The sequence below is a fragment of the Konateibacter massiliensis genome (genome assembly GCF_900184995.1).
Taxonomy (GTDB): Bacteria; Bacillota; Clostridia; order Lachnospirales; family Lachnospiraceae; genus Lachnotalea; species Lachnotalea massiliensis.
On record NZ_LT860098.1, the window covers coordinates 859648 to 879588 of the forward strand.

Consider the following 19941-nt stretch of genomic DNA (forward strand, 5'->3'; position numbering starts at 1 on the left):
AAGGAGGAAATTGTATTACATGAATCAGGAAAAAATAAAAGAGCTTGAAACCAAAATAAACGATGCATATGGCAACATTGCAGGTATCGTTGTATTAAAAGATGGTAGAACACAATATGAAAATTACTTTAACGGATGCACTGCTGCCAGCCGAATCCATGTTTATTCAGTATCAAAAAGTATTATTTCCCTATTGATTGGGATTGCCATGGACAAGGGATACATCGAAAGTATTAACCAGAAGGTATTGGACTTTTTCCCGGATTACCCGGTTAAACGGAAAGAAAAAACAATACAGAATGTTACACTTAAGGATTTACTCACAATGACAGTTCCATATAAATATAAATTTGGGCCTTACACTTACCTAAAATATTTCATGAGTGATGACTGGGTAAACTTTACACTTAATTTATTGGGAGGCAAAGGGCAGATTGGGGAGTTTAGATACACCCCTCTCGTTGGTCCGGATATTTTGTCGGGCATTCTTGCAAAAGCAACCGGGCAATCTGTATTTGATTTCGCAACAGAAAATCTATTCTCGCCATTGGGCATTACGGTAGAAGGTAATGTGGTTCTCCATAGTGCAAAAGAGCAAAGTGCATTTAATAAATCTAAAAGTATCAGTGGATGGGTTGTTGACTCAACCGGAATAAACGCAGGAGGGTGGGGTCTTACTCTCTCCCCTGCGGATATGGCAAAGATAGGTCAATTATACTTGGATGGCGGAATGTGGAATGGTAAACAAATCGTATCGACTGGATGGATAAACGAGAGTACAAAGGAGCATAGCCGATGGAAAAAAATTAACCTTCCATATGGTTATCTATGGTGGATTATTGATAAAAAAGAGCATGCCTGTGCAGCTATGGGAGACGGCGGGAATGTGATTTACTTCAATGCAGAGAAACAAATCGTCGTTTCTATTGCTTCTCTTTTTGTACAAAATGCAACCGATAGAATAGAGCTTATTAGAAAACACATTGAACCAATCTTTTTAGATTGTGTATGATAAATCCCAATTTATAGAAACACCCTGCTTTTTATGAAAAAGCAGGGTGTTTTTCTTTTTTGTCCAGAAATCCTAAAACCCACCCTTTTATTAACATTTTGTTTAGTCTACGGAGCGTGGATTGTTTTTGTAGACTTGTTCCTATAAAATGAATGCGAGGTGAATTTAGAGATGAATAAAAATATTGTAATATCCGCAGATGGCTATGACCGAATTGACGGACGAAACGCCTACCACTCAAATATTAAGCGTCTTACTTTAGGCACACCAAGAACGGAAGAAAATAAAAACATGCAAATTGCGGTACAACTTTGGAAAGAAAACGAGGATGGAACGTCAGAAATACACGTTGAACTTCCCATTCATCAGATATTTGACCTGATGATTTTTCTGAGCCGCACCCTGCTATACTTCAAGGAAGCCTATAGGATGCCATTGCTCTATGACCCAGACAATCCAACGATAGAGCGTCTTGGTGTACAGGGCGGAGTGCTCCCGATAACAGTTTGCACCCAAAATCCCGACATCAACCGTGACATACAAAACTTTTCCCAAGCCTTAAATGATTTGGGGGAACTGACAGGTGAACGGCTTAGGACGCTCACCCGCATTATGGAAGAATTGGAGTGCTATTAGCAATGGAAAACAAATGGATTCTGTCACCGAACAGACAGTTGACAGAAGAAGAAAAATCTCTTGTCTGGGAAAAACCCGCTTCTCATATTGAAAGCGATGCGGAGCAGCGCATTTGCGAGTCAGTCAAGCATAACTGGGAGCGGTCGGAACTGAAAATTACTAATGTCTTGCTTGAGGGAGATGCCGGCTCCGGTAAAACCCAACTGGCTAAAGCATTATCTGCTGATTTTGGTTTGCCTTACACCAAAGTAACCTGCTTTGCAGATATGGATAAATCCGATATACTGGGAGCCATTTTGCCGGTATTGCAATCAGAGCAGGGGGATGGAAGCATAGAGTATAAATACTATCCGTCCGAAATCGTGCGGGCATATGAAAATGGCTGGCTTTTAGAAATTCAGGAGCCTACGGTTATCCGGGACGCAGCGGTATTGATGGCGCTCAACTCCGCATTGGAGCCGGACGGCAGTATTAATCTGCCAAATCGTATCGTCCATCGTCACCCGGATTTTATTGCAGTTATTACAACAAACCGTGGATACAACGGCTGTCGTCCGCTAAATGAGGCTCTTCGTGATCGGGTGCAGCATGCAGAAAAAATGGATTTGCCGCCAATCGAGATTATGGTTGAACGAGCGGCAGCTAAAACAGGCTGCTGCGATGCCGAGCTGCTGCGTACTTTTGCTCAGGTTATTGTTATTCTCGACCAAACAGCCAAGGCCAATGCGATAAAAGGCGTGTCCGGTATGCGGTCTTACTTCTTTTGGGTGGACGCGGTTTTGCATGGCAATGATGCAGAGAAGTCTCTGTATTATAAGGTTATTTACAAAATTACTACCGATCCAGATGAAATTGCTCTATTAGAACAGGCAATGTCCCGGCATGGGATGTTGGAAGCACTGGAAGAGGTTGTTTTTCAGCACAGAAAAACCAACGGCGAAGTTTTGGAACTTCGGGCAGACGGGGATTTTGAGGTACTGTCCCACACGCCCGATAAAGAATCCGTCCCTGGGGTGGCACTTCGAAAATCCCCTGACAGTGAGGGCAAGTCCAGCGGCTCCTCAGAAAATACTATAAATACACAAGGTTTGGACACCTGCGATGATGGCTCTCCCATGTATCATGAGTTACAGCCGAAAGAGCAGGAAAAGCTGGCAGAAGAAAAAAGTGCCTACCGCAAGCACCTTAACCAGCAGGCGCGGGAGGCAGTCAAAGGTTCCTCCCACGAAAAAATAGGTATGATTGTCCACCAACCAGAGTCCACACCTGCCCATCGACAAGAGTATTGTCAAATTGCTTCCACGCTCATGCCGGTTATCCGGGAATTAACACGAAAGACCGAGCCACTTTTGGAGCATGAACTTTCTGTAGAATTTGCAAACAATCGGGTTTTTGGAACAAAGTTTCATGCTGAACAAATAGCGTCACCGGACTTTCGTTATTTTTCCAAAAAGCGCCCGCCGGAAAAAGAACCCTCGTTGGCCGTTGCACTGCGTATTGACCAATCCGCCTCCATGAACGCATTTGGACGTCTGGAGGCTGCAAAGCAAGCTGCTGTGGCGGTCTATGAGTTTTGTGCAAGCTGCGGTATTCCGGTGCTGATTTACGGCGATACCGCTGACCGCTCGCCAAAGGAAAAAATGTCTCTATACTCTTACATTGACTGGGAGGAGCCAAGGCTTAACGACAAATATTCTCTCATGGCAATTCAGAGTATCAGCAACAATCGCGATGGAATGGCGCTTCGGATTTTAGCAGAAAAACTGGTAAATACTCCCCAAACGACCAAGCTGTTAATCAGTCTAAGTGACGGACAGCCCAAAGCGATACCGGACTATACAGGCGATGGTGCTATGGACGACATGAAACAGGTAATCCGTGATTACAGCAGAAAAGGCGTACTTTTTCTGGCTGCTGCCATTGGACAGGATAAGGAAACGATTTGCGATATTTATGGGCAGGAGCGATTTATAGATATAACTAATTTAGAACAGCTTCCGACCCGTTTAGTTCAAATCATTGCTAAGTACCTATAAGCTGTATATATTTTTGTTTCGATGGAGTTCCCTATTCTATCAAAAAACCCACCATTTCTATGAAAATCCTTGCATAAAAATGGTGGATTTTTGATTTTGAATACATTAAAAACAGATGAATTTAAATTTAACTGTCATTTCCGTTGATACACATTAATCTTAATTAGAAAAAATTTATTTCATTTCATCCTTAAATTCCTCATAAAGTTCCGGTAAAATCGCTCTTAAATTAGTATACTCCTTAACATTATGCTCCAGTAATTTCATAGCAACTGATTCAGGTATCAGCTTTGCCGGGGGAAACATCGTTTTTTGGGGCTTTCCGTCTTTTACACAATAGCCCATCCAGAAGCGAGTTCTTAATTCACATCCATTTTCCGTTGGACGCAGGAAGTGTAACATAATTACCGGGTTTTTCTCATTGCCGCCACAAATAATTGTACCCTTAAACTTTTTTAGCTCCGTTTCGTCAAAACCAATATCTTTTGGATTTCCAAAATTAATTTCTATTTTTTCTTTTCCACTTCCAATATCTTCAATGACATCGTGAATGGTATCCCAATACCGTTCCTTCATTGATAATTTTGAATTCTTTGCTTTTTCAGGATGTTGTGTCAAACAATAATAATGTTCTTCCGGATCCCATATTTTGTATCGCATTGGTTCAAGTCCGTGCCATGCAAAGAACCAGTCAAACATTTCCACCGTAACTCCCGGCATATTTGTTATATTTGCCGCCGTTAAGGTCCCATCCTTCATACGCGTCCATCCAAACTCTCCCGGAAGATAACCGTCTTTAAATAAATTATTTATGTTTTCTGGATTTAAGGCAGTTTCCGGCGTCAGTGGATTGTTCTTCAGCATTTCCAATTTTTCTTTCGGTATTGGCGCCATATCTCTAATAAAATATTTATAATATGGTGACATTCTCTCTTCTTCACTAATCGGTACTCTATTCATTTTCTTTCCTCCATTGTTTTTGGCTTGCTGTTATGTCGTCATTATATCTTTGATTGACTTTTTTGAGAAATACTTTAAAATTTATAATAGTATAAGTTTTTTCTTATAGGAGGGTTTTATGACGCATAAACAATTACAATATTTTATAGCAATCGCTACAACAAAAAATGTAACAAAGGCTGCACAAAAACTATATGTTAGTCAACCAGCGCTCAGTAGCCACATCAAGCAGCTAGAAACCGAATTAAAAACTCAATTGTTTATTAGAAAACATAGAAATGTAGAACTGACGCCAGCCGGTGAACTTTTCTTAATCCGTGCAAAAGAACTTTTAATTCATCAGCAAAATATTATCAATGAAATTCAGGCATTATCTAAATCTCAGGAATCAGACCTGCGTCTCGGTTTTATGACTGGAAATATTTATCGAAACATTCCGGATTTACTCGTCACTTATAAGCAGGAAAATCCTTCATTTAGCTACAGCATTACCAATACCAGCAGCGTTGAAATATTTGAAGGCGTCAAAAATCATACATTTGATATCGGTTTTATGCTGTCTTTTTATGACGATACCAGAGAGAAGTCTTTTGAAAATCTTAGTTATGAAGAATTAATTACATCGTCCGTTTATGCGGTCCTGCCACCTGCCCATCCTTTATCTGGTAAGAAAAGTCTGACATTTAAGCAGCTAGCCAACGAAACCGTTATTAGTACTGAACCAGAATATGCGCCTTATAGTTATGAATACATTATTCAATACTCAAAAAAAATTAATTTACAACATAAAAAGATGGTCGCCAGCAATGACATTATTGATGCACTAAATATGGTCCGTTCTAATCTCGGAATCTGCTTTCTTGCTACGGAGTTTTTGCCAAATTCGATAAATCAATTGAAATTTATTCCCATAAAAGAAGATATCCTCATCAAGTTTATTGTAATCTGGGATGAACATTATTTAGCTCCCTGTCATCATCAATTTATTGAATACATAAAAAACAATTTAAGCACAACATGAATATGTAGCATTTAGCAGCACAAGCGCCAACAGCAAAAGTTCCTATGCTATAAAAAAATCCCACAGAAAAATTTTCTGTGGGATTTTTTTATTCTATCTGTTACTCTTTCATTCGAACAAGCTCAATCGCTTCTTTACCGGTCATATGCTCAATTGTTACTTCTACCATACACACATGCTTGAACTGTTTCTCAATTTCCTGCATACGTCCTTCCACCTCTTCCGGTGAATATCGCTCTGCCAGTTTTTCAAGCGCAGTTCTTTTCTCCGTTTCCTCATCCAAAATGCGAGCCTTACCAAATGCAATAACACTTCTAAAATAAGATGTGTATTCCTTTGGCACTACATCATCCTTGTCAATTACACAAAAGGACACTTTATTATTACGGGCAATTGCATCCAGCTTGTGCCCTGTTTTAGCACAATGAAAAATAATTTTAGAATCCTCATATACATAGCTTAGAGGAACCGCATAGGGAAAATCATCATCTCCCGCCACCGCAAGCACTCCTGACGTTCCTTTCTTTAAAACATCTATACAGTCCTCAAAACTTAATTCTTGTCTTTTTCGACGCATTTCTCTAAACATACCGGCACCTCTTTTCATAAAAATATTATAGCTTCCTAATTATTATATAGGAAATAACATTACATATCAAGGACACCTATTTATGCTTTTATTTTACTTCGTACAGCTTTTCGCCGGCTTTCACTTCACCTGATGCCTGCTGCTCAATTCCTGCATAGGAATCAATATTTGTCACAAGAACAGGTGTTACAAGACGATATCCTTCTGCCTTGATGCCTTCCATATCAAACTCTGCAAGCACATCTCCCTGCTTGATTTTGTCTCCGCTTTTCACTTTAATATCAAAATACTTACCATTCAGCTGCACGGTATCAATACCGATGTGAATCAGCAAATCCACTCCGCCGTCTGATAAAAGACCCAAAGCATGTTTTGTATCAAATATCATAGATACAGTTCCTGCAAATGGAGCTGTCACAATTCCCTTTGTCGGCTCAATTGCAACACCGTCACCAACCATTTTTTCGGAGAATACGCCGTCGTTTACCTCCGCCAAAGGAATTGCTTCTCCTTCCAACGGTGCGTAAATTACTTCTGTCTTATTTTCTTTTGCATCCGCATGAGCCGCATTTGCTTCAACAGACTCTGCCTCATCAGACATCGGTCCTGCCAAAAAATCCTCCAAATGGCTCTTGATAATATTTACCTTTGGTCCATAAATAACCTGAATTCCGTTTCCTTTTCTCACAACACCCGCTGCCCCTGTGGATTTCAGAACAGCCTCCGATACTTTGGACGAATCCATTACAGTAACTCGAAGTCTTGTCGCGCAGCAATCTACATCAGAGATATTTGCTTTTCCTCCTAATCCGGTCGTGATCGTTGCTGACAGAGCATCCTCCTCTGACATCCCAACGGTATTGGAAGAAGATGAACCGCCTGCCTGTTTTGCATTATAATCTGCTTTTGTATACAGCTTTGTTTCCTCATCATCTGCTTCTCTTCCCGGTGTTTTCAGATTTAATTTCTGAATCAGGAAGCTAAATACAAAGTAATACACCACAAAATAAATCGCACCGACTACCGGTATCCAAAGCCAACTTGTCTTTGAATTGCCTTGAAGGATACCAAACAGGAACAAATCAATAAATCCGCCTGAGAAAGTCAGACCTACACCTACATCAAGCATATGCATGAACATATATGCCGCACCGGTCAAAACCGCATGTACACCAAACAGCAGCGGAGCAACAAACAAGAAGGAAAATTCTAACGGTTCCGTAATACCTGTCAGCATAGACGTTAAAGCTGCGGACAGTAAAAGTCCTCCTACTCCTTTTTTCTTAGCTGTTGTTGCATTTCTATACATAGCGAGAGCTGCACCCGGAAGACCGAAAATCATTACCACAAACTCACCGGAGAAAAATCTTGTCGCTGAGGATGAAAAATGTGTTGTTGTCGGGTCTGCAAGCTGTGCAAAGAAAATATTCTGCGCACCTTCCACAACTTTTCCAGCCACTTCCATAGAGCCGCCCACTGCTGTCTGCCAGAATGGAAGGTAAAATACATGGTGCAAACCAAACGGTATCAAAAGTCTCTTAATTAATCCATAAGCAAGTGTTCCCGCATATCCGGAAGCCATTACCAGATTTCCCAGAGCATAGATTCCGCTCTGTACCGGCTGCCAGATATAGAACATAAGAATTCCTACAAACACATACACAACGGTACTGATAATCGGAACAAATCTTGTTCCTCCAAAGAAGGACAATGCCTGTGGAAGTTCAATTTTATAAAATCTGTTGTGAAGCATTGCTACACCGATACCTACGATAATACCTCCAAAGGCTCCCATCTGCATGGATGTGATTCCAAGTACGGAGGTAGTCGCTCCGCTCATCATAGCTTCTGCGCCACCATGCAGGTTAATCATGTTTCCGATGGCAGAGTGCATTACAAGAAATGCAATTCCGGCTGAAAGTGCCGCAACCTCTTTTTCTTTTTTAGCCATTCCTAGCGCAACACCAATTGCAAATATAAGAGGAAGGTTCCCAAATATAACGCTTCCGCAGGCATTCATAACAGAGAGCACCACATACAGCGGGGTCCCCGGTCCCATAATCCCCATGAGTCCATAAGTTTCTAAAGTTGTCGTGTTAGTAAAAGAGCTTCCCAAGCCCAAAAGCAATCCTGCTACCGGCAGTACTGCAATCGGCAACATAAAGGAACGTCCGATTCTTTGCAACACACCAAAAATTTTTTCTTTCATTTTTTAATCCTCCTAAAAATTTTAATCTATTAAAAAGCGGATAAGTCCGCATTAACTTGCTATGATATAAAAAAAGACCAAAGTATAAATACACGTTTCCCATGTATTCTTACCTTAGTCTTGCCTGCTTTACCAGTCACAATCCACGCTATTTTATTGTTATAATAAAACCTTGCCTATTCCGGCAGGTTCATTCTTCTTAAATGCACCGTGAGAAATACCTTCTCTTCATTCGAAATATCTCTCTTCAATGTATTGTGTACATGCATCGCAATCTGCTCCGCACATTCATAGTCAAGAGGATAACGCTCCTTAATCATCTTTTGAAACACAACGTCATCATCCTTCGTCACCTTATTATTAAACAGCCTCTGCCCAAAATATTTCAAGTGAGTCACAAACCGGTCATAGTGCATGGATTCCTCATCCAATTCCCGTTCATAGTAACTGCTGACAATCCCCAGCACCTCTTGAATAAGCTGGGTAATCTCAAACGTATGGCTCATCTCCATATCCAGTTCTGCATTGACAATATGCAGTGCGATAAACCCCGCCTCGTCATTGATAAGGTCCACATTCAGCTTCTCGCGTATAAGTTCCAGTGCATGCTTTCCAATTTCATACTCAACAGAGTAAAACCGCTTAATCTCCGTCAAGAGAGCATTTCGATACTCAAGTCCCTGCTTTTTTCTTTCGATTGAAAAGTTAATATGGTCTGTCAGCGTCAGATAGACATTCTCATTCAAAGTCTTCTTCAGCATTGTCTTTGCATAATCAATAATCTCGGTCGAGACAGCAAAATATTCCGGCGGTATCTCTCCCAGCAGCTCTTGAAGCTTTCCTGCTGTCGAAGGATTCGCAATGCGGTAAACCTTCTCAATCTTATCTTCCACCACAATATCGTTTTTCTTTTTCTGAAACCCAATTCCAAGACCACGCAGCAAGATTTCCTCACCCGACCCGTCTTGAGAATAAACAATATTATTGTTTATAACCTTGGTAATCTTATACATTAAAAATTCTCCCACCTCATGAAACAGAAAAATGTGAATAGTTCCTATAATTAAAAAAAACCACCTCATACGGAAAAACTCCCTATAAGATAGTCTTGCCTGCATGACCAGTCACAATCCACTTCACTATAAATATAGGCATAGAATATCAGATTCCTTTTTTAATGTCAATACCCTAAAGAAATTATCTAGCCAAACTTATAAAATGTACAAACCAACAGTTCATGTTATAATGTAACATATCGGAAGAAAATCAAGCACGAGCGAAGCGAGTATTTGATTTTACCCGATATGTTAACGAGAAAACATCGTTTTCGAGTTTTGTCTGAAGCGCTTTTTGCTTCTGACAAAGAAGATCGGAAGAAAATCAAGCACGAACGGAGGATTACCAATGAAACTACTGCATCTTGCAGACCTGCATATCGGAAAACGCGTAAATGAATTTAATATGATAGAAGATCAGGGCTATATTCTGAATCAGATTCTCGATATCGTAAAAGCCGAAAAGCCTGACGGCGTTTTAATCGCAGGGGATGTCTATGACAAGAGTCAGCCCTCCGGCGAAGCGGTTGTCTTACTGGACGATTTCCTGACAAAATTGACAAGCATTTCACAATCTGTTTTTATCATAAGCGGAAACCATGATTCGCCCGAACGTCTCGGCTTCGGAAACAAGCTTCTTCAAAATAACGGTCTTTATATCGCAGGCGTTTTTGACGGAGGTTTACAACGTATTTCCTTGGAGGACGAATATGGAACTATAAATATTCACCTCCTTCCCTTTATAAAGCCCGCCATGCTGAAACCTTATTTCGAACAAAACCCAGATACTTATGATGAGGCTCTTCGCCTCGTTCTCTCTGCTGCCAAAGTAAATACCGCAGAGCGAAATGTTTTGGTTTCTCACCAATTTGTCATAAATAAGGGACAGCAGCCTGAGCGTTCCGATTCCGAAAATATTTCGGTCGGAGGGCTCGACCATGTGGAGGCATCTGCCTTTGATGATTTTGACTATGTTGCTCTAGGACATATACACGGTCCGCAAAAAATCGGCCGCGATACCATCCGCTACTCCGGTTCCCCTCTCAAATATTCATTTTCTGAGGCACTTCACAAGAAGTCCGTTGTGAAAATAGAGCTGAAAGCCAAGGGTGACATAACTCTTGAGCTCCTTCCTCTCACCCCGCTTCATGACCTCCGAGAAATCAAGGGTCCAATTGACAATCTGCTTAAAATCGGGCGTGAGGACGCGGAACATTCTTTGGATTACATCCATGCCACCCTCACCGATGAGGAGGAAATTTATGATGCTGTCGGACAGCTTCGGGAGGTCTATCCAAACCTGATGGCGCTTGATTTTGAAAACAGCAGGACACTGCCCTCCCATTATCAGGAGATAACTGCTGCCTCTGTGGATTTGAAAAGTCCGATTGATTTATTTGCAGAATTTTACCAGCTTCAAAATAACATTGAACTCACTGATGACCAACAGAGCATACTGGAAGGAGTTTTTAAACAGACAGGGGAGGACAATCTATGAAACCATTAAAAATCATTATGAGTGCCTTCGGCCCTTATGCGGAGAAAACAGAGCTTAACTTAGACAAGTTCGGCGGCTCCGGTCTTTTTCTTATCACAGGAGACACCGGTGCAGGAAAGACCACAATATTTGATGCCATCGCTTTTGCTCTTTTTGGCAAGACGAGCGGCACTACCAGAACCGCAGACACCCTTCGAAGCGATTTTGCAGCTCCTGATGTTAAGACCTTTGTGGAGCTTACGTTTTTGCACCGCAAAAAAATATATACGATAACAAGAACTCCCAAGTACGAACGTCCCAAAAAGAACGGGGAAGGGCTCACAACAGAAAATGCTGATGCAGTTTTACAGCTTCCAAGCGGTGAGGTTGTCACCGGTTACCGGGAAGTAGATGCCAAAATTATTGACCTTTTAGGTATTACCTACGGACAGTTTAAGCAGATTGCAATGATTGCACAGGGAGAATTTTTAGACCTTTTACTTGCAAACAGCACAGAGCGGGGAGAGATTTTCCGCCGTGTTTTCAATACCGCGCTTTACCAGAATGTTCAGCTTCTTCTAAAGGATCAGGAAAAAGAAGCAAAAAAGGAATGTGATGCCTTAGAGCAAAGCATCTTATCCTCCGTCTCCTATCTTTCCTGCCCTGACACAGAATCGGGGAGCCTGCTGCAAAGCCTTATAAATACCGCCACCATTCACAATGCCGGAGAGCTTTTATCAGCATTAAATACTGTTTTAACAGAGGATACCACCGGGCGTGAAGCACTTTCGGTTCAAGCGGAACAGATTGGTCAGGCAATTGCTGCCCAAATATCTGTTATTACAAGTGCGCATTATGTGAATCAGAATTTTGAAGCTCTTGAGAAAGCAGTTCAGCGCAAGAACAGGCTTGCACAAGATTTGGAATTACACAATCAAAGAAAAACCGCCTTTCAAAATGCCGAGAAAGCCTTGTATAAGGTTTATCCCTTAGAATCAGAGTTGATAAGAATTCAAAAGGAGGAGAATACACTGTCTCTAAGCTGTGAAACTTTAACCTCCCAACTGTTATCGCAGGAAAAAGATTTCGAAGCCGCTAAAATCCTTTATGAAGCCGAGGTTCAAAAGGAGGGCGAGCGCGAACAGCTTGCAGCTTCCATCGATCGGCTTTCAAAGCTGCTTCCAAGCTACGACACAGCAGATAGTCTTTCCAAAGAGTTACAAGCCATTGAGAAAGAACAGTCTGAAATTACCGCCAAATACAACTTTATTTTGGAAAAACGAACTGCTAATCAAGAGCAAAGGCTTACCTTAAATAACAAGCTTGAGGAACTGTCCAAGCTGGATGTGAATATCGAGTTATGTAAACAAACTGCCCAAGAACTTTCTGACAAGGAAAAGAAACTGACGGGTCTACTCACTGCATTGAATAGCTTAAATACACTGCTTGGCGACGAGAGCCGCCTAAAATCCCAGTACCACATTGCGGAAACTGCTTTTCAAGCTGTGCAGGACGATTATATAAAAAAAGAGCTTGCCTTTTTCAGAGAGCAGGCAGGGATTTTAGCAGAGAATCTACAAGATGGGGAACCTTGCCCTGTCTGCGGCTCAACCGCCCATCCTAAAAAGGCTTCTGTTTTAGGCGAAGCTCCAAGCAAAGAAGAGCTGGAACAGCTAAAACAAGCAGTTGAACAGGCAAGAGAGACATTGCAGACCGCAGGCAGTGCTTCCGAAGCTAAAATAAATGAAATTAAATTAAAACAAGAACAGCTTCTGGAAAATGCAAAGTTTTATTTCAGCGACAGCGAACCTTCCATAATTTCTCTGCCACAGGGGATACAAGCAGGGCTTGATGAATTAAAACAGCAAAAAGCTGAAAACCATGCGTTAGCGTCAGCATTGGAGATTCAGAGTATTCAGAAGGAAGACTATAAAAAGAAGCTGGAATTGCTGGAAAAAGAGCTAGAGCAGACAGAGATAGAAAAAGAGAAAACGGAAAGCAGGAAAAATCAGCTGATATCTTTATTTTCCTCTAAGACCGGGGAGCTAAAAGTCTTAACTTCTTCCTTTGAATACGAGGATAAAAACCATGCCACTGCTATTCTAGATACTTGGCAGGAGAAATTAAACACCTTAAAGAAAAGCCTAATGGATGCACAAGTCTTATACAATGACCTAAAAAATAGTCTAAGTTCAAATAAGACCTTACTTGAAAATAATAAGGAACGACTGAGTCAAACTGCCAAGGACAAACAATCTGCCTTTACTGCTTACAGGGAGAGGCTTGCTGAATGCGGATTTGAAGGTGAAGAGGTTTACCATAATTCTCTTAAATCCGAACAGGATATAGCCACTCTCAAAGCTTCCTTGGAGCAGTATGAATCCGAGACAAGCTCCGTGGAGCAGGATATTTTACGCCTCACAGCAGAAACCAGCGAAAAGGAAAAGCAGGATATTTCTCTGCTGGAGAGCAAACGCCAAGAGTTAGAGCAGGAAAAACAGCAGCTAGAGCTGTCCATTCAGGCTATTGCCTCCCGCCTAAGCACCAATACCCCAATTGCCAAAAATCTGGACAAAGCGATTTCAAGCTCTGCTGCCAAGCAGCAAAAGTACCTTGTAATCCGCAATCTTTCCAGAACTGCTAATGGGGAACTCACTGGAAAGCAAAAACTTGCCTTTGAACAGTATGTGCAGGCATCCTATTTTGACCGTATTTTAATCGAAGCAAATAAGCGGCTTAAAATAATGACAAACAGCCGTTTCGAGCTGCTTCGCGGAAACGAGGCAAGCAACCTGCGCTCCCAGACCGGACTTGAAATCAACGTACTAGATTACTATACCGGCAGAATCCGCTCTGTTAAGTCACTTTCCGGTGGAGAAGCCTTCAAAGCCTCTCTTTCTCTGGCACTCGGACTTTCCGATGTCATTCAGAGCTACGCCGGAGGGGTGGAGATTAATACCCTGTTTATTGATGAGGGCTTTGGGGCATTAGATGCCGAATCTTTGGAACAGGCGATTCAGATTTTGTCCGGTCTCGCTTCGGGCAGCCGCCTTGTGGGAATCATCTCCCATGTAAGCGAATTGAAGGAACGCATTGACAGACAGATCGTGATTCAAAAGGATAGAAAAGGAAGCCGTATCTCACTTTTATAGATTGTTACGGTTCAGCCATGCGTCAAATTGTAACAATGACTACAGCTTCATATTTTATTGTTATATACATGGATTTTATATAAAAAAGAGTATATAATTATTACATCGTATTTTAAAGGAGGTATACATTATGTCAAACAGTAATTTTGTAATAACCTTAAATGACGGATTAAAGCTGCCTTCCATCGGCTTCGGAACCTACAGTTTAAACGGTGCAAGGGGTGCAGAATCCATGAAACAGGCAATTGATATCGGATACCGTCTGATTGATTCTGCCTTCAATTATGAAAACGAAGGCGCGGTCGGTAAAGCAATCAAACAATGCAGTGTTCCGCGAGGTGATTTAATTGTAACCTCAAAGCTGCCCGGACGTCATCATAAGTATGAAGAAGCCCTTACAACAATAGAGGAATCCTTGTATCGTGCCGATTTGGACTATTATGACTTATATTTGATACACTGGCCAAATCCGATTACAGACAGGTATGTAGAGGCTTGGCAGGCACTTATTGAGGCTAAAAAGAGAGGCTACGTCCGCTCCATCGGCGTATGCAACTTTTTGCCGGAACATCTGGAACGCCTTATAAATGAGACAGGCATAGCCCCTTCTATCAATCAGATTGAGCTTCATCCTTATTTTAATCAGGAAAAACAGCTTCAATGGAACAAGGAGCATCAAATTGCCACGGAATCTTGGAGTCCGTTGGAACGCGGAAGAAATCTTCTCTCCGAAAGTGTTATTTTGGATATCGCAAATATCTATAAAAAGACACCTACTCAGGTTGTCCTTCGCTGGCATATAGACAGAGGTGCTTTACCGATACCGAAAGCATTTTCAAAAGAGCATCAGATAGAAAATCTGGATATTTTTGATTTTGAGCTGACGTCTGAGGAGATTGCGGCAATCAATAAGCTGAGCAGACCAGACGGACGAATCAACAATCAAGATCCAAGCAGTTATGAGGAATTCTAGGAGGTAAACAATTTTTTTCCTATCCACATAACTTTTACAAATTTTCTTGTTATCCTATCTGTATCATTTGGCAGGAGGAAAACAAAATGAAAGCCCAAATCAAAACAAAAAAGCTTAGAATTGGCAATATGACCTGTGTGAGCTGTCAGAATAAAATCGAAAAAAGGCTTCGCAGCACAGCAGGTATTCAAAGCGCGACCGTGAGTTTTCGCGAGGGAACTGCGGACATCACGTTTGATACGGATATTATTTCCTTAAAAGATATTATTACTATAATCGAAAAGCTAGACTATGACGTTTTACCTGACAAAGCAGGAAATACACCTGACACAAACCAAACCATCGGTCTGCTTATTATTATTATTTCTCTCTATATATTGCTGCAACGGTTCGGCATTCTAAATCTGCTTGTCCCAAGCCAGCTAGCACAGACGAACATGGGGTACGGCATGCTTTTTCTCATCGGCTTGATTACCTCTGTTCACTGTGTCGCAATGTGCGGTGGCATCAATCTCTCTCAGTGTCTTCCAAAAGAGGAAACATTGGGAGATAAAAGCCGTATTTCCACTTTAAAACCCGCTTTTTTCTATAACTTAGGCCGTGTTGCCTCCTATACCATTGTCGGATTTATCGTAGGGGCACTGGGTATGGTTTTTTCTTTTTCCAATACAACACAAGGATTATTAAAGCTCATAGCCGGAATTTTTATGATTATTATGGGAATTAACATGCTTGGAGTTTTTCCCGCGCTTCGCAAACTGACTCCAAGAATGCCCAAAATATTTGCCGGTAAAATTAACCGCCAAAAGGCAACAGCCGGCAGCCCTTTTTTGATTGGATTGCTAAACGGACTTATGCCTTGCGGACCGCTTCAGGCGATGCAGCTATATGCTCTTTCCACAGGCAATCCGCTTGCCGGTGCATTTTCCATGTTCTTGTTCAGCCTCGGAACTGTACCGTTAATGTTTGGACTTGGCGCACTCGGCACCATGCTCGGAAAGAAATTTACTCGGAAAATTATAACAGCAGGCTCCGTCTTGGTTGTTGTGCTTGGACTATCCATGCTGACGCAAGGGCTTAACCTATCCGGTTTTTCCCTTTCCTCTCTGATGATGGGTAATTCTAGCTCAAGTGACGTTCAAAGCAGTGACGAGGTTGTCATTGAGGATGGTGTACAGCTTGTATCAAGCACACTCTCCTCCGGACGCTACCCAGCCATCACCGTTCAAGCCGGTATTCCGGTAAAATGGACCATCAACGCACCAACCGGAAGTATCAACGGCTGCAATTATAAGATATATATACCAGAATATGATATTTCCTATGAATTTCAAACGGGTGACAATGTGATTGAATTCACTCCTGACAAGACCGGAACCGTTCCTTACAGTTGTTGGATGGGAATGATTCGAAGCTCTATCACGGTGACAGGGCAAACCGGTGATATAGAAACACCGGTGGAAGACGCTTCAAATCAGGAGGAAGACCTTAATGAGTTCCCTGAAATTGCTGTGCCTTCTACCGGCGGTTCTTGTTGTTATTAAACAAATTAGAAAGGAGTGAGAAAAATGACATTTCTCTTAAATCATTGGCATTGTATTTTACCCGTAGCAGGTTTAATTGCTGCTGCATTTCTTCTGCGCGGAAAATCCGATAAGCAATCAGAGGACAAAGAATAATCTAGTCTTCCTTAAAGGTCATGGAACAGGTTATTTCACGATTGTTTTCCTTTAAATAATCTGCTCCCCAGCTATACATCGCTTCCAAAATCGGCCGGATGCTGTTTCCCAAATCGGACAATTTGTACTCCACCTTCGGAGGCACAACCGGGTAAACCGTACGTATTACCAAGTTATCTTCCTCCAACTCACGAAGCTGCTGTGTCAGCATTTTCGGAGTGGCTTGGGAAATCAGCTTGCTCAACTCACCAAACCGCAGCGTACTATTGACAAGATGCCATAAAATAAGGGATTTATACTTTCCGCCGATTAAGTTTATTGTTGTGTCAACGGGGCAATTATATTCAGGACGGTTATTTTTCATATTCTGTACTCTCCTTTGATATATTTTTTATATTATTTTTCCTTTTTATTTATACAATCAATTTAGTTTATTACTTTCTTAAACGGTATCATTCATTTTCCCTTCTGTCAATAGCAAACTTTTGGCACTATTCCGGACACTATACTTTTGTATAGTATTTTACCGAAAAGTGCATACTTGCAAAAAGATAATAATTGTTGATACAATAGCATTGTAACAAGAAAGTGTGAGCTGTGCTCACGTTCTGCACCCTATCGGGTTGCGAAATAAGTCAGTGAGGTGACCATTTATGAATAGTCAGGTATTAAATATTAGAGGCATGACCTGTGCAGCTTGTGCCCAGCGAATAGAAAAAACAGTCCGAAAGCTTTCCGGCATTGAGCAGGCAAATGTGAATCTTGCCAGTGAAAAGCTTTTTGTGGAATATGATGAAGCGGTTCTTCCGCTGGATACCATCAAAGCGGCTGTTACAAAAATCGGCTACGAGGTGGAGGAAAAGACGAAAAACAGCAATGTCACCATCCCAATCGGCGGCATGACCTGTGCCGCATGTGCACAGCGTATAGAAAAAAGTCTTAAAAAACTAGAAGGTGTTGAGAATGCATCCGTTAACCTTGCCACTGAAAAAGCAGCTGTCTCCTATGATCCACAGCAAATCCGACTTTCTTCTATTAAGGAAACCATTGAAAAAATCGGCTACCAGGTATTGGAGATTGACAAAGCGGATGCCGCTGCTGAGGATCGCGCCAGAAAGCAGAAGGAAATTAAGCTTCTCTGGACTAAATTTATTGTTTCCGCTATTTTCTCGGTTCCGCTGCTCTACATTGCGATGGCGCCAATGATACAGTTTATACGCCTTCCTTTCCCGGCAGCGCTTGACCCGATGCGATATCCTCTTATCTATGCATTGGTTGAGGTTTTGTTAGTCATTCCGGTCATCATTGTCGGGCATAAATTTTATACAATCGGCTTCAAGGCATTATGGCAGAAAAGCCCTAACATGGACTCCCTGATTGCCATCGGCACAAGTGCCGCAGTGCTTTACAGTATTTATAATACCGTGTTGATTGCCAACGGTGATTTTCACGCGGTGGAAGCCTTGTATTTCGAATCAGCCGGTGTTATCATTACGTTAATCTTGCTTGGTAAGTCCTTGGAGGCAGTTTCCAAGGGGCGTACCGGAGAAGCAATCAAAAAGCTTATGGGGCTTGCACCAAAGACAGCATTTATTCTGCAAAACGGACAGGAAAAAGAGATTTCGATTGATGAAGTGGAAATCGGCGATATTCTTATCGTAAAGCCGGGTGCCAAAATTCCTGTGGACGGTACGGTTCTCGAAGGACACACCGCAATTGATGAATCCATGCTGACCGGTGAGAGCATGCCCGTAGATAAAAAAGCAGGTGATCCGGTTTATACGGCTTCCCTCAATACAACAGGAACCATTCAATTTAAGGCAGAAAAGGTCGGAAGTGACACTGCTTTGGCACAGATTATCAAGCTTGTGGAGGATGCACAGGGCTCAAAGGCTCCGATTGCTCAAATGGCAGATATTGTATCCGGCTACTTTGTTCCGGTTGTATGCGTTATCGCATTGCTGGCAGGTATCGCATGGTTCTTCGGAACAGGAGGAGACTTAGAATTTGCACTGACCATATTTATTTCCGTGCTTGTTATCGCTTGCCCTTGTGCCCTCGGCCTTGCCACTCCTACCGCCATTATGGTCGGAACCGGAAAAGGTGCTGAAAATGGTATTTTAATCAAGGGAGGAGAAGCACTTGAAACCGCTCATAAAATTAACACAATTGTTTTTGATAAAACAGGAACCATAACAGAAGGAAAACCAACCGTAACGGATGTTTTGACAACTGACGGCATGGAAAGCAGCTATCTGCTTCAACTGACAGCTTCCGCCGAAAAAGGCTCCGAGCACCCTCTTGGACAGGCAATTGTCTTGGGTGCGAAAGAGAAAAATCTTGAGCTTTTTGCTGTTGAGAGCTTCCAGTCACTGACCGGACGCGGTATCGAGGCAAAGATAAACGGCTTGACTGTATTGGCAGGAAATAAAAAGCTGATGGAAGAGAGAACTATTTCTCTCACTGAGTTAGAGGCAGAAAGTGATAAGCTTGCTTTGGATGGTAAAACACCTATGTATATTTCCATTGACGATAAGCTTGCAGGGATTGTAGCTGTGGCAGACGTTGTAAAGCCAAGCAGTAAAGCAGCAATAGAAAGTCTTCACAAAATGGGCATTCAAGTTGCTATGATTACCGGTGATAACAAAAAGACTGCTGCCGCTATCGCAAAACAGGTCGGAATCGACAAGGTTCTGGCAGAGGTATTGCCGCAGGATAAGTCAAATGAGGTGAAAAAGCTTCAGGCAGAAGGCTTGAAAGTTGCCATGGTAGGTGACGGTATCAACGATGCCCCGGCACTCGCGCAGGCAGATATCGGTATTGCGATTGGCTCCGGTACTGATGTGGCTATGGAATCCGCAGATATCGTATTGATGCATTCTGATTTGATGGATGTTCCGACTGCCATTCAGCTAAGTAAAAATACAATTCGAAATATCAAACAGAATTTATTCTGGGCGTTTGGATATAATGTAATCGGTATTCCGATTGCGGCAGGTGTTCTGCATTTATTTGGCGGACCACTCTTGAACCCTATTTTTGCCGCTGCAGCCATGAGCCTAAGCTCTGTTTCCGTATTAACAAATGCTCTCAGGTTAAAAAAATTCAAACCTGTCAGCTATGAAAAGGCAGGTATATAATA

At 41.9% G+C, this 19941-nt stretch carries 14 protein-coding genes; 9 read left to right on the plus strand and 5 right to left on the minus strand.

The features are described from left to right. Positions 1 to 19 precede the first annotated feature (19 nt). From CTY48_RS05215 to CTY48_RS05225, 3 genes are all read left to right on the plus strand, one after another. Positions 20 to 1012, plus strand: coding sequence for a serine hydrolase domain-containing protein (locus CTY48_RS05215; protein ID WP_099467446.1), 993 nt, complete (start codon positions 20 to 22; stop codon positions 1010 to 1012). 171 nt (positions 1013 to 1183) lie between these two features. Continuing rightward, the gene (locus CTY48_RS05220) at positions 1184 to 1648 is read left to right on the plus strand and encodes a DUF6530 family protein (RefSeq protein WP_099467447.1); all 465 of its coding nucleotides are present in this window, start codon (positions 1184 to 1186) and stop codon (positions 1646 to 1648) included. Between the two features lie 2 nt (positions 1649 to 1650). After that, on the plus strand, positions 1651 to 3684 hold the full coding sequence (locus CTY48_RS05225) for an AAA family ATPase (protein ID WP_099467448.1): 2034 nt from the start codon (positions 1651 to 1653) through the stop codon (positions 3682 to 3684). A 174-nt stretch (positions 3685 to 3858) separates the two neighbouring features. On the opposite strand, the gene CTY48_RS05230 is transcribed toward CTY48_RS05225, so the two are convergent. Further along, positions 3859 to 4644, minus strand: coding sequence for a DAPG hydrolase family protein (locus CTY48_RS05230; protein ID WP_099467449.1), 786 nt, complete (start codon positions 4642 to 4644; stop codon positions 3859 to 3861). A gap of 118 nt (positions 4645 to 4762) precedes the next feature. Between CTY48_RS05230 and CTY48_RS05235 the strand changes: the two genes are divergently transcribed. After that, on the plus strand, positions 4763 to 5665 hold the full coding sequence (locus tag CTY48_RS05235) for a LysR family transcriptional regulator (RefSeq protein ID WP_099467450.1): 903 nt from the start codon (positions 4763 to 4765) through the stop codon (positions 5663 to 5665). Between the two features lie 100 nt (positions 5666 to 5765). Here CTY48_RS05235 and CTY48_RS05240 read toward each other — a convergent pair whose 3' ends face one another. The 3 genes from CTY48_RS05240 to licT all read right to left on the minus strand — a co-directional run bounded on the left by CTY48_RS05240 (position 5766) and on the right by licT (position 9476). Next, complete coding sequence (locus CTY48_RS05240) at positions 5766 to 6254, minus strand: pyridoxamine 5'-phosphate oxidase family protein (RefSeq protein ID WP_099467522.1); 489 nt, start codon at positions 6252 to 6254, stop codon at positions 5766 to 5768. An 88-nt stretch (positions 6255 to 6342) separates the two neighbouring features. Then, complete coding sequence (locus CTY48_RS05245; RefSeq protein WP_099467451.1) at positions 6343 to 8463, minus strand: PTS transporter subunit IIABC; 2121 nt, start codon at positions 8461 to 8463, stop codon at positions 6343 to 6345. Between the two features lie 176 nt (positions 8464 to 8639). Further along, the gene (gene licT / locus CTY48_RS05250; RefSeq protein WP_236354735.1) at positions 8640 to 9476 is read right to left on the minus strand and encodes a BglG family transcription antiterminator LicT; all 837 of its coding nucleotides are present in this window, start codon (positions 9474 to 9476) and stop codon (positions 8640 to 8642) included. A gap of 391 nt (positions 9477 to 9867) precedes the next feature. Between licT and CTY48_RS05255 the strand changes: the two genes are divergently transcribed. The 4 genes from CTY48_RS05255 (at position 9868) to CTY48_RS05270 (ending at position 16664) form a co-directional block, all read left to right on the plus strand. Beyond that, the gene (locus tag CTY48_RS05255) at positions 9868 to 11016 is read left to right on the plus strand and encodes an exonuclease SbcCD subunit D (protein WP_099467452.1); all 1149 of its coding nucleotides are present in this window, start codon (positions 9868 to 9870) and stop codon (positions 11014 to 11016) included. Then, on the plus strand, positions 11013 to 14147 hold the full coding sequence (locus CTY48_RS05260) for an AAA family ATPase (RefSeq protein WP_099467453.1): 3135 nt from the start codon (positions 11013 to 11015) through the stop codon (positions 14145 to 14147). The genes CTY48_RS05255 and CTY48_RS05260 overlap by 4 nt, the downstream gene beginning before the upstream one ends. 130 nt (positions 14148 to 14277) lie before the next feature. Beyond that, positions 14278 to 15120, plus strand: a complete 843-nt coding sequence (locus tag CTY48_RS05265) for an aldo/keto reductase (protein WP_099467454.1) — start codon at positions 14278 to 14280, stop codon at positions 15118 to 15120. Positions 15121 to 15206: 86 nt separating this feature from the next. Continuing rightward, positions 15207 to 16664, plus strand: coding sequence for an urease accessory protein UreH domain-containing protein (locus CTY48_RS05270; RefSeq protein WP_099467455.1), 1458 nt, complete (start codon positions 15207 to 15209; stop codon positions 16662 to 16664). A gap of 136 nt (positions 16665 to 16800) precedes the next feature. On the opposite strand, the gene CTY48_RS05275 is transcribed toward CTY48_RS05270, so the two are convergent. Continuing rightward, positions 16801 to 17163, minus strand: a complete 363-nt coding sequence (locus tag CTY48_RS05275) for a winged helix-turn-helix transcriptional regulator (protein WP_099467456.1) — start codon at positions 17161 to 17163, stop codon at positions 16801 to 16803. Positions 17164 to 17452: 289 nt separating this feature from the next. Between CTY48_RS05275 and CTY48_RS05280 the strand changes: the two genes are divergently transcribed. Continuing rightward, positions 17453 to 19939, plus strand: a complete 2487-nt coding sequence (locus CTY48_RS05280; RefSeq protein ID WP_099467457.1) for a heavy metal translocating P-type ATPase — start codon at positions 17453 to 17455, stop codon at positions 19937 to 19939. Positions 19940 to 19941 lie beyond the last annotated feature (2 nt).

Coding starts and splice junctions, on each gene's coding strand:
- CTY48_RS05260 (WP_099467453.1), top strand. CDS start 11,013: ATGAAACCATTAAAAATCATTATGAGTGCCTTCGGCCCTTATGCGGAG.
- CTY48_RS05240 (WP_099467522.1), bottom strand. CDS start 6,254: ATGTTTAGAGAAATGCGTCGAAAAAGACAAGAATTAAGTTTTGAGGAC.
- CTY48_RS05235 (WP_099467450.1), top strand. CDS start 4,763: ATGACGCATAAACAATTACAATATTTTATAGCAATCGCTACAACAAAA.
- CTY48_RS05220 (WP_099467447.1), top strand. CDS start 1,184: ATGAATAAAAATATTGTAATATCCGCAGATGGCTATGACCGAATTGAC.
- CTY48_RS05270 (WP_099467455.1), top strand. CDS start 15,207: ATGAAAGCCCAAATCAAAACAAAAAAGCTTAGAATTGGCAATATGACC.
- CTY48_RS05245 (WP_099467451.1), bottom strand. CDS start 8,463: ATGAAAGAAAAAATTTTTGGTGTGTTGCAAAGAATCGGACGTTCCTTT.
- CTY48_RS05280 (WP_099467457.1), top strand. CDS start 17,453: ATGAATAGTCAGGTATTAAATATTAGAGGCATGACCTGTGCAGCTTGT.
- CTY48_RS05275 (WP_099467456.1), bottom strand. CDS start 17,163: ATGAAAAATAACCGTCCTGAATATAATTGCCCCGTTGACACAACAATA.
- CTY48_RS05230 (WP_099467449.1), bottom strand. CDS start 4,644: ATGAATAGAGTACCGATTAGTGAAGAAGAGAGAATGTCACCATATTAT.
- CTY48_RS05215 (WP_099467446.1), top strand. CDS start 20: ATGAATCAGGAAAAAATAAAAGAGCTTGAAACCAAAATAAACGATGCA.
- licT (WP_236354735.1), bottom strand. CDS start 9,476: ATGTATAAGATTACCAAGGTTATAAACAATAATATTGTTTATTCTCAA.
- CTY48_RS05225 (WP_099467448.1), top strand. CDS start 1,651: ATGGAAAACAAATGGATTCTGTCACCGAACAGACAGTTGACAGAAGAA.
- CTY48_RS05255 (WP_099467452.1), top strand. CDS start 9,868: ATGAAACTACTGCATCTTGCAGACCTGCATATCGGAAAACGCGTAAAT.
- CTY48_RS05265 (WP_099467454.1), top strand. CDS start 14,278: ATGTCAAACAGTAATTTTGTAATAACCTTAAATGACGGATTAAAGCTG.